Genomic DNA, 6697 nt, shown 5'->3' with positions numbered 1-6697 from the left:
GGCACTCTCTGGGAAGACCGTTTTCGCTCGGTTTTGGTGGAAGGGAAAGGGGCCGCCATCAAGACCATGGCCGCCTACATCGACCTCAATCCTGTGCGGGCGGGCATCTGCCAGGATCCCAAAGATTATCGCTGGTGTAGCTACGGCGAAGCCGTGGCGGGGGGCAAACTGGCGCAAAAGGCCTTGCAGTGGCTTCAAAGTTTTCGCGTCGACAGTTTGGGTGGAGTCGAGGGCTCAGCGAATTCAGATGCGGCAGTTGCTTCCCAAGCTGTTTCTCAGAAAGTAGCACTCGAAAGGTGGCGCTGCTATTTGTTCGGGGTGCCTTTTAACGAGAGGGCTCGCGAGGAGGAGCTTTACAAAGAGAAGCAAGGAGGGAAGGCTCATGTATTCCGAGCGAGAATCTCGCGTGAAAAGGCACTCGAAGTGATGAAGGAGGGAGGGCGGCTGAAGCAGAGTGATTATCTTCGCTGCCGAGTCCGGTACTTCAGCGATGGGGCAGCCCTAGGCTCCAAATCCTTTGTGGAAGAAGTTTTTCAGTCTGCCCGAGATCACTTTTCCCCCAAACGCAAGGATGGTGCGCGTCCCTTGAAGGGGCTCGAGTTGGCTCCAATCCGGCAGAGAATCTATAACTTGAGGCAGCTTCAGAAGGATGTTGTGAGTTGAGCTTATTCAGGTGAGCGACCGGATGAATACTGGCTTGGATGCCATTGTGTGATGATGGAAGTTTGGCTTATTTTAAGCGTTTTCTATTGGTTTTTGATGTCAGGGTAATGTGTCTACTTTTAGTGGGTTTCTCGCGTCACGAAGTTGAAGGTTTTCGGGTGAAACACTCAATTCGTTTTGTTTCTCCGAGCCTCTTGTCTTTTGCGAGGGAAGTTATGAGGGTGATGGTTGTCCACCGGTGAAGTTGGGCTCTCGGTTTGATAATCAATAAGGATGAATTGACATCGAACGGCCGTTTGACTTGTTCGGGATTGAGGACGTTTTGAATGTCGATTTCGGTTCTTTCATCCTTGGTGTTTTCAGGGTTTCTGGTCTTTTTTTAGAATATTTTGCAGAGAAATGAGGTGCGGAACATTCCCTATTCCTGGAAGAACCCATAAACCCATGAAAAATAATCTGATAATCGCTTTGAGCACGGTGGCAGCTGTTGGTGTCGCAGAAGGAGTAAGTATTGTGTCTGACAACTTTGATGGCTTGGCTGCCGGGGCTGCAATGGATGCAAGTGCGGACTGGAATGCGAAGTGGACGACAGGAACGACGCAACAAAATCTCTACAAGGGGGATGGATCAGGGGGAGTGAACTTGGACATGTCGGTTGCCGAGGTCAATTATCACGCCTTGAATCAAACTGGTTTCGTTGTCGGTGGAACGGGCTTCTCCAGTGTGACCATTTCTTTTGATTTCAACTACACTCACAATGGCGGAGGAAACCCGGCTACTGGAGTCAATAAAGCGTTCTTCGGCGCACTGATTTCCGACCAGCCACAGTGGTGGAGTGGTTCCTCCAATACCTTCACCATTGCCAACCGGGGTGGCGCGATTGGGAACAATGTTTCTGGGGCCCCTTTCATTGAGGGATGGGCTACACACTCCTCCATGGGCGTTGATCCGAATGCGGGAGGCACGAGTTCCAACATCAACCTTTCTTGGGTTCTGACCGACAATGGCACCACAATCGACGCTCAGGCCATATATGTCCGTGCTGGTGGGTCTTTCACTTCAACAAGCTGGGACACTGGAGTGCCTTCAGGAACCACGCTTTACGGAGGATTTTCTACCGGCTGGAATGATGTTGGTGGAACCCTCGAGAACGCAACCAATATTTCTAGCATCAACCTCGACAACTTTGCTATCACTGGAGCACCAATTCCAGAACCTTCTGCTGTCTTCCTCGTAGGACTTGCCGGTCTCGGCATCTTCAGGCGCCGTCGTTAGGATATATAGGTCGAGCATTTCTGCTTTTATGCGGGTTCTTTGGGCAATCCCACCTCTACGAAGAGCTGGGGTTATTTCTAGTCGCCCAGAGGGTCTCCGGCTTGATGAAGCCAACAGAAAAGCAGCGTCTTCGGTGAAGAAGGACGCTGCTTTCTGAGAGTGTTGAACGTGGTGTCCTATTTCCGGCGTCGGAGTCCGACAAGGCCGGTCAATCCGAGCGCTCCCAAAAAAGTGGTGCTGGGCTCGGGGACCGCCCCCAAAGTGATGGAGCCGAAAGGAGCGGTATCGGTCACCCAAACGTTTTCACCTAAAAGCTGATAGCCATATTGGATATGGCGCCCGGGATCATTGATTGTGCTGAGGCTAATTGATTGCGGACCACTCAGTCCATTGAGGGGAAGAAAGATATCGAACGATGAGGAGAAATCTGGTGCAAAATCACGGATGAACGCCCTCGCTTGGTGAGCCCCTGTAAGAGAATCAGCCAGAACTTCAAAGTCGAAGGTGACGGTTTGACCGGCAAAGGTGCCTGTCTCTTGAGCAAAAATGTTGGCCTCCATCAGTTTGTTACCGGCTTGGCCCGGACCACCCGGATTGGCAGGATCTGGGGCCGTTCCGCTCGTGTTCTGATACCAGAATTCATTGGGGTCGCCTATTGTGTTGGGAGAAATCGTGATGCTATTGGCGCCGGAATCGGTGGTTGCCGTCAGATCGGATATTCCCCACCCGGATCCGAAGACAAATCCTCCACCATTGGCCGGCAGTTCGAAAACGTTCATAAATCCAATGAGAGGATCGTCGGCATTCAGTGTCACAGTGACTGCCTGTGTGGAGTTGGAAAAGACTACAACGGCAACCGCTGTAGTCAGGAATGATTTTAGTTGTTTGGGTTTCATGGATCCTCGATTCCACCATAACTGCAATGGGTTAGCAATATCAAAGATGACGAGGCCTGGTTCGTCGAATGGGTGCTGGAGCTGAATTTTTTTCTGGCTGGCGGGAGCGAGATTTCCCATCAGAGGGGGCAATGGAGCGACGACGATTTTTAACGACCACGGCTCTAGCAGGTCTCCCATTCGTCAGCCGGGCAGAGCCGGTTAAAGGCTCCTATCTGACGCCTGATAGTCCTGAATACGATGTGGCAAGAGGCTTGTTCAATTCAGACCTGGACATGAGGCCTACGTATATCGCTCGTTGTCGGGATGGGGTTGAGGTCGCAAAGGCAATTCGCTTTGCGCGGGAAGAGGGGTTGGCTGTTTCGGTCAAGTCGGGTGGGCATTGTTTCATCGGCTCTTCGATGGCGAATGGCAGTCTGGCGATTGATCTGGGAGTATTGAGTCAGCGGGCCTACCTGCCGGACTCCCGGAAGTTAGTAGCGGGGCCCGGGGTGAAGCTGGGAAGTCTTTACGATACCCTCTTGCCCCAGGGGCGTCTTTTGCCTGCAGGGTCTTGTTCGGGGGTGGGGTTGGGAGGGTTGACCTTGGGGGGTGGCTACGGGCTCTTTGCCCGGCAATGGGGATTGACCTGCGATCATTTGACAAGGGTGAAGATGGTGGGTGGAAGGGGGCGGGAGATCGACTCGGAACAAGATGAGGATTTGCTCTGGGCTTGCCGGGGCGGAGGTAATGGGAACTTCGGAGCGATCATCTCGATGGAATTCAATACCCGGGCCGCTCCGAAGACTTTTGCTGCCCAGCGGTTTTTGGCGAAGGGCTTGAACTCAGCGAAGGTTGGGAAGTTGATGGAGGGGTGGTTTGGTATTTGCGAGGATTTAGCTGAGCCTTTGTTTTCGGCCTTTGTCTTAAATGGCAATCAGATTTCCATTCTTCTCACTTCTTCTTATCCGAGCAGTGGAAAGGCGTTTCAGGCGACTACGAAGGCGCTTCTCCAGCTGGGTCTGAGCACGAAGGGGGCAAGCAACTCTCCCACCGCCAAGGCTCTCAAGCGATACTATGGTCGCCCGGATCCCTTGCCTTTTTACAACCTCTCTGGAGGATACTATCGATCCTTCGACGATTTGGCTTCGAGTTGCGACTTTGTGAGCCAGAAAGTTTTGTCCACGCCGGGGCTCATCTTTCAGGTGAATACCTTGGGAGGGGCGATTGCCCGGGGGCCGGAATCGGCTTACCCGCATCGTTCGTATCCGTTTCTTGGTGAAATTCAGGCTTATTGGCAGAGGGACTCGCAGCGGGAGAGGCTGGTCGCGGCGGTGAATGCTGTCCAGGGTGAGATTGGGTCCGCAGCACATTATCGCAACTATCCGGATCCGACCTTGAAGAATTGGGAAACGGCTTACTATGGGGAATCTTATCCGAAGCTTCAGGAGCTCAAGCAACGCTATGATCCGGACGATCTGTTCCGGCATTCGCAGTCGGTTCGACCCTCGGCTGGAGCGAGATAAGGGGGAGCAGAAAGCTTGTGGTTTTACAGCCACGCTTTTTCGGGTTCGAGCTGGCCATTACGGATTGCTAAATGATAAGCCTGTCCGAAACTTTACCGATTTATGATTCCATTCGAACGAAACCGCCAGCAGACCATTCCTTCCTCCTCTCTCAAAGTGATTGGCCTCGGAGGAGCGGGAGCCAATATGTTGGACCGTGCTGCTCTTGATGGAATGGAGGGGGCGGAGCTCTTGGCGCTCAATACCGACATGCGGACCCTGGCGCAATCGGTGGCGGGGGAAAAGCTGCAGTTGGGTCCCAATCTGACCAAGGGGCTTGGGGCCGGAGGCGATCCTGAGCTCGGCAAGCAGGCCGTATTGGAGGTGGAAGCGCAAGTTCGTGATGCGGTAAAAGGCCGTAGCATCGTTTTTCTGTGTGTTGGACTGGGGGGGGGCACGGGTTCCGGAGCCGCTCCCATCGTCACGCGTTTGGCTCGCGAGGAAGGGGCCTTTGTTGTGGTTTTTGCCACCATGCCTTTTGGCTTTGAGGGGCAGCGCCGCCGCGACCAGGCCGAGACCGCGCTGAACGAGCTGGCAGTGCTCTCCAATGCCCTGGTGACTTTCGACAATGGCCGGATGGGAGAGCTGGTTCTTGCCAAACAGGGGATTCACGAAGCGTTTTCGGCTGCGGATCGGATGATTTCGGAAAGTATCAAGGCTGTTACCCGATTGGTCATCAAGCCGGGACTCGTCAACGTTGGGCTCGATGATTTGATGACTGCGTTGAAGACTAATCGCTCGCGTTGTCTCTTCGGTTCTGGCATCGCCAAGGGCAAAAACCGGGCCCAGACCGCGCTCAAAAATGCTCTTTCAAGCCCACTGTTAGACCGTGGTAGCCTTTTGCATGATGCGGAGTCGGTGTTGGTCCATGTGAGTGGTGGTTCGGAAATGACTCTCTACGAGGTCGAGCTGCTGATGCAAGGCTTGACCAAGCATGTTCCGGAGTCGGCTCACATCCTGTTCGGCGCGGCGATCGACGAAGCGATGGGAGACTCCCTGAGTGTGACCGTCATCAGCGCCCTCCCTGAGAACAAGCTCACGGCGACCATGCCGGGAAAGACTGAAGGGGCAGCAGATTCAATTTTTGAGGCGGTCGAGGATGATGATGACGACGAAGAAGTCGATCCGGGGGGGACCTTTGTCCCTGCGGTGAGCTTTAAAAAGTCGGAACCAGAACCTGAAGTCGAGGATGAGCTGGAAGAAGAGCCGGAACCAGAGCCTGTTCCTGAAAAGAAGGAGAAGTCGGCCCCGAAGCGGACCATCCTTCCTCCGAGAAGAGAAAAGCCCAAGTCCAAGCCGGAGCCCGAACCAGAGCCGGAACCAGAGCCGGAACCAGAGCCAGTCATCGAGGGATTTGAAGAAGATGAGTGGGACGAGGAAGAGGACGAGGAGATTCCTGCTCGAGGAAAAGTGGAAAGCCCATTTCTAGATGATGAAGATGAGGAGGAAGACTTAGTCGAAGACGAAGATTCCGCACAGGAAGAGGTCGCCTTAAAAGAAGATGACGACCTGGAGGACGAAGATGCAAATGATGATGAAGATTCAGATGACGGTGAAGTCGTTCGTCTGACCTCCGGGGCGGACAAGAGCAAGTCCGAGCCAAAAGCGGACGAGCTTGGGGAGCTGGAGGATGACGATTGGGCGACTGTGCATAAGCCGAAATCCTCCCGCAAGGACGAGACTGGAGAGGCCAAGAAGCGACCTTCGGCAGGCCAAGCCGAGCTTGAGCTCGACGGTGGACCCCGTGGCCGCTTCGAGGGAGAAAGTCCGAACTTGGTCGACGGCGAGGATCTTGACGTGCCTCCTTACTTGCGGAAGCGGGCCAAGTGAGCTCTTGCAGAAACGGGCCATCCCGGTGGCCCGTGCGCATGCGCACAGGAGATATCGACGCTGTTGTTAGAAGCAGAAAAACCCGTGACTCCAGGGGAGTGCACGGGTCGGGGGTTGGGTTTTTTTGAGGGAAAGCGAGTCAGGCTGTGAGGTCTTTGACCTCTCCGCCAGAATTCTTGATGATGGACTGGATGCCGTTCTTGAGGCCGGAGGCGGTCTTGTATTGTTGGCTTTGACCGATGGTTTGCCCGTTGCCGGCTTTTAGGAGAAAGTAGCCTTTGCCATTGGCGGCTTCTTTGGTTTCAAAGTTGTCTTCCGAGGCTCCGTTTTTCTTTACGGATTCAACGCCATTGAGCGCGCCGGATTTATCTTTGTAGGCTTGGCTTTGGAGGATGACTTCACCATTGCCGGCTTTCAGCCGGAAATAGAATTTGCCCGTGCTTTCGCTCTGGAATACTTCAAACATAATTTTGAGGGGTTAGTAATATG

General features: G+C 53.8%; 5 protein-coding genes and 1 pseudogene. 4 read left to right on the top strand and 2 right to left on the bottom strand.

What is annotated here, in order from left to right:
* Positions 1–663: pseudogene (locus IE099_RS00290) on the top strand (hypothetical protein); the annotation flags it as partial.
* A 444-nt stretch (positions 664–1107) separates the two neighbouring features.
* Positions 1108–1938 carry a PEP-CTERM sorting domain-containing protein gene (locus IE099_RS00285; RefSeq protein ID WP_189566210.1) on the top strand — a complete coding sequence of 277 codons (831 nt, stop codon included), beginning with the start codon at positions 1108–1110 and terminating at the stop codon, positions 1936–1938.
* 176 nt (positions 1939–2114) lie between these two features.
* Here the strand turns inward: IE099_RS00285 and IE099_RS00280 are convergent, their stop codons facing one another.
* Positions 2115–2834 carry a PEP-CTERM sorting domain-containing protein gene (locus tag IE099_RS00280; RefSeq protein WP_189566208.1) on the bottom strand — a complete coding sequence of 240 codons (720 nt, stop codon included), beginning with the start codon at positions 2832–2834 and terminating at the stop codon, positions 2115–2117.
* A gap of 131 nt (positions 2835–2965) precedes the next feature.
* Here IE099_RS00280 and IE099_RS00275 point away from each other — a divergent pair, with 131 nt between their 5' ends.
* Positions 2966–4339, top strand: a complete 1374-nt coding sequence (locus IE099_RS00275; RefSeq protein ID WP_189566206.1) for an FAD-binding oxidoreductase — start codon at positions 2966–2968, stop codon at positions 4337–4339.
* A 102-nt stretch (positions 4340–4441) separates the two neighbouring features.
* Positions 4442–6208, top strand: a complete 1767-nt coding sequence (locus IE099_RS00270) for a cell division protein FtsZ (protein WP_189566204.1) — start codon at positions 4442–4444, stop codon at positions 6206–6208.
* Between the two features lie 139 nt (positions 6209–6347).
* Here the strand turns inward: IE099_RS00270 and IE099_RS00265 are convergent, their stop codons facing one another.
* Positions 6348–6674, bottom strand: a complete 327-nt coding sequence (locus IE099_RS00265) for a YegP family protein (RefSeq protein WP_189566202.1) — start codon at positions 6672–6674, stop codon at positions 6348–6350.
* Positions 6675–6697 lie beyond the last annotated feature (23 nt).

Source organism: Roseibacillus persicicus (assembly GCF_014651675.1).
GTDB lineage: Bacteria > Verrucomicrobiota > Verrucomicrobiia > Verrucomicrobiales > Akkermansiaceae > Roseibacillus > Roseibacillus persicicus.
This window is presented reverse-complemented; position numbering and strand designations above follow the sequence as displayed.